Below are 3951 nucleotides of genomic sequence, written 5' to 3' on the forward strand. Positions count from 1 at the left end.
GGGTGCGGGGGCCGGGGAGGCGGGCGCGTGATGCGTACGTCGACGACCATCGAGGCGTCCGGGGCGAACTGGCGGGAGACCGTCGACTTCGTCACCGAGGCCGAGAAGCTGGGCATGGACATCTGCTGGGTCGCCGAGGCGTGGGGCTCCGAAGCGCCCTCGCCCATCGGCTACCTGGCCGCGCGCACCGAACGCATGCTGCTCGGCTCCGGCATCATCCAGCTCGCGACCCGCACCCCTGCGGCCATCGCCCGCGCGGCGATCACTCTCTCGAACATTTCCGACGGCCGCTTCATCCTCGGGCTCGGTCCGTCGGGACCGCAGGTGATCGAGGGCCTGCACGGAGTGCCGTTCGCGCGCCCGCTCGCCCGGATGCGGGAGACGGTGGAGATCGTCCGCATGGCGGCAACCGGCGAGAAAATCTCGTACGAGGGGCGGGAGTTCACCCTTCCGCTGCCCGGCGGCGACGCGAAGCCCATGCGTCTGTCCATGCGCGCGGAGCACGAACTGCCCGTCTACCTGGCCACCCTCTCGCCCAAGATGCTGCACCTGACCGGCGAGATCGCCGACGGCTGGCTCGGCACGAGTTTCGTCCCCGAGGGCTCGAAGGAGGCCTACTTCGACCACCTCGACGCGGGCCTGGCCGCCTCCGGCCGCTCCCGCGCGGACCTGGACATCTGCCAGGGCGCGGAAGTGGCCTTCGCCGACGACGAGGACGCGCTGCGCACCATGGTCGCGGGCCGCAAGAAGGAACTCGCCTTCAGCCTGGGCGGCATGGGCTCCGCCACCACCAACTACTACAACAGCGCCTACAGCAGGCAGGGTTGGGCGGAGACCGCCGCCGAGGTCCGCACCCGCTGGCAGTCCGGCGACCGCGACGGCGCCGCGGCCCTGATCACCGACGACATGGTCCTCGCCACCACACTCATCGGCACCGAGGACATGGTCCGCGAGCGGCTGAGGGTGTGGCGCGACGCGGGCGTGGACACGGTCCGATTCTATCCGGCGGGCGAGAGCCCGGACGCCCGGCTCTCGACTCTGGGGCGGGCGATCGAGCTGGTGCGGGAGGTGGAGGTGGAGGAGGAGCGGGATGCCGCTCCACGGGCCCGGGAGAGTGCTCCGCAGGCCCGGGAGAGCGCTCCGCACGCCCGGCCGTCAGGCGTCAGGGTTCAGCCGCCACAGTGACGTGACCTCGGCCGCGCGGGCCGCGTGCAGGGGGTCCGCGGGGTCGGCGGCGCGCGGGTGGCGGGGCCGGATGTCGAGGCGGTCCGCGACCCGCAGTCCCGCCGCCGTGATGGCCGAGCGGAGTTCGCCGGGAGCGCGCAGGCCCAGCTGTTCGGCCAGGTCCGACATGATCAGCCAGCCTTCTCCGCCGGGCAGCAGGTGCGCGGCCAGGCCCGTGAGGAAGGCGTGGAGCATGGCGCCCCCGGGGTCGTAGACGCCCTGTTCGAGCGCGGAGTTGGGCTTCGCGGGAAGCCAGGGCGGATTGCACACGACGAGGGCGGCGCGACCGGGCGGGAACAGTGTGCCGCCGGATGCGATCTCCACCTGTTCCGTCAGGCCGAGGCGGCTGATGTTGGCGCGGGCGCAGGCCAGCGCACGGGGATTGGCGTCGGTGGCCACGACCCGGCCGACGCCCCGGCGGGCCAGGACGGCGGCGAGGACGCCGGTGCCGGTGCCGAGGTCGAAGGCCGGTCCGCCGGGCGACGCGGGGCGGGGCAGGGGGGCTTGCGCCACCAGGTCGACGTACTCGCCCCTGACCGGTGAGAACACGCCGTAGTGCGGATGGATGCGGGCGCCGAGCGCGGGGACGTCCACGCCCTTCGTGCGCCACTCGTGCGCGCCGAGCACCCCGAGCAGCTCCCGCAGCGAGACCACCGGCGCGGTCGGGCCGGGAGGGCCGTACGCCTCATCGCAGGCGGCCCGGACGTCCGGAGCCCTGCGCAGGGCGAGCGTGTGGTCCGCGCCCAGCCGTACGAGGAGTCTGCCGAGCACGCGGGCCCGGTGGCCACGGGCGCGGCGCTCCAGATGGAAGGCCGCGTTCGCGGACGAGGCCGCCAAAGGCGCCTTGCGGTCGATCCGGCGGCCCAGGGCCCGGAGCAGTTGCCGGGCCTGGTGGTAGTCGCCCTGCCACAGGAGGGCGGTGCCTTCGCAGGTCAGGCGGTAGGCGGTGGACGTGTTCATGCGGTCGTCGGCCACGACGACATGGCGGGGCGGCGGCATTCCGGACTCGGAGTGCCAGCGGGCGGTGTGCTCGGTATCGCCGTCGGTCCAGCTGATCCAGTGGATCTCGGACACAAGTACTCCTCAGAGAGTGAACGTGCAGGGGCACGAACAGCACTTCGACGAGGAGCGGGAGCGCTCGGCTCAGAACAGGCCGAGGACAGGCTCAGAACAGGTGGTGCGGCTCCCGCGTCGAAGTGCGGGAGGAGTCGCCGAGCACCAGGCCTGGCACCGTGCCGAGCGTCATGACGGGCTCCTTGAGGAGACGAGCGTGAGGAAAAGACGAATCTCTCACACGGCACGTCGAGCGGGCAATCGGCTTCCCGGCCGCCCGACGCGTCCCGCCCGAGCGCGCCCGCGACCAGCTCGACCAGGACGTCTCTTGATCCCCGACTACCAGTCCGGAAAAGCCCGTTGGCTCCTGGAATCCCTTGATCTAGCCTGGTAGCCGCCTGAGGGGGGTCGCATGAGCGAAAGCGTCGAGCACACCCGGGACAGCACACGGCGAGCTCCGGCCGGCAAGGGGGAGCGGGTCGCCGACTGGGCGGACGGCCGCCTCGGCATCCATACGCTGGCCAAGAGCCAGATGCGCAAGATCTTCCCCGACCACTGGTCCTTCATGTTCGGGGAGATCTGCCTCTACAGCTTCCTGATCCTGATCCTCACCGGCGTCTGGCTGACGCTCTTCTTCGAGCCGAGCGGCTCCGAAGTCATCTACGACGGCGTCTACACGCCGCTCAAGGGCATCCAGATGACCCGGGCGTTCGAGTCCACCGTCGACATCAGCATGGAAGTGCGCGGCGGCCTGCTGATCCGGCAGATCCACCACTGGGCCGCGCTCGTCTTCGTGGCCGCGATGCTCGTGCACATGATGCGGGTGTTCTTCACCGGCGCGTTCCGCAAGCCGCGCGAGGTCAACTGGCTGTTCGGCTGGACGCTGCTGTTCCTCGGGATCATCACCGGCCTCACCGGCTACTCCCTCCCCGACGACCTGCTCTCGGGCACCGGCATCCGTTTCGCGCAGGGCGCGATCCTGGCCATCCCGGTCGTGGGGACGTACATCTCCTTCTTCCTCTTCGGCGGGGAGTTCCCCGGCGACGCCATCATTCCGCGCCTCTTCAGCGTCCATGTGCTGCTGCTGCCGGGCATCATGCTGGGGCTCGTCGTCGCCCACCTGATCCTGGTCTTCTACCACAAGCACAGCCAGTTCGCCGGGCCGGGCAAAACCGAGAAGAACGTGGTCGGGGCGCCCTTCCTGCCCATCTACGTGGCCAAGGCCGGCGGCTTCTTCTTCCTCGTCTTCGGCGTGCTGGGACTCATGGGCGCGATCGCCACCATCAACCCCGTGTGGGTGATCGGGCCCTACCGCCCGGACCTCGTCTCCACCGGCGCCCAACCCGACTGGTATCTGGGCTTCTCCGAGGGCCTGATCCGGGTGATGCCCACCTGGGAGATCAACCTCTGGGGGCACACGGCGGAACTGGGCGTCTTCATTCCGTTCACGCTCTTCCCGCTGATCCTGGCGGCGATCGCCGTCTATCCGTTCATCGAGGCCTGGGTCACCGGCGACAAACGCGAGCACCACATCGCGGACCGGCCGCGCAACGCCCCGGTGCGCACCGGGCTCGGCGTGGCATGGCTGACGCTGTTCGGCGTCCTGATGGTCGGCGGCGGCAACGACATCTGGGCCACGCAGTTCCATCTCTCCATCAACGCGATCACCTGGAC

The 3951-nt window shown here is 70.5% G+C and carries 2 protein-coding genes and 1 pseudogene; 2 read left to right on the forward strand and 1 reads right to left on the reverse strand.

All coding sequences use genetic code 11. From position 1 onward, the window contains the following. Positions 1-30: 30 nt before the first annotated feature. A pseudogene (locus tag ACQKIP_RS05450) lies at positions 31-1074 on the forward strand (LLM class flavin-dependent oxidoreductase); the annotation flags it as partial. A gap of 81 nt (positions 1075-1155) precedes the next feature. Here ACQKIP_RS05450 and ACQKIP_RS05455 read toward each other — a convergent pair. Then, a complete protein-coding gene (locus ACQKIP_RS05455) occupies positions 1156-2289 on the reverse strand; it encodes a methyltransferase (RefSeq protein WP_427742234.1) in 1134 nt (377 codons plus the stop codon). 400 nt (positions 2290-2689) lie between these two features. On the opposite strand from ACQKIP_RS05455, the gene ACQKIP_RS05460 reads away from it, so the two are divergent. Continuing rightward, the coding region (locus ACQKIP_RS05460) for a cytochrome b (protein ID WP_427742232.1) at positions 2690-3951 on the forward strand (1262 nt) is incomplete at its 3' end.

The sequence above is a fragment of the Streptomyces sp. NPDC059900 genome, from assembly GCF_050270335.1.
GTDB lineage: Bacteria > Actinomycetota > Actinomycetes > Streptomycetales > Streptomycetaceae > Streptomyces.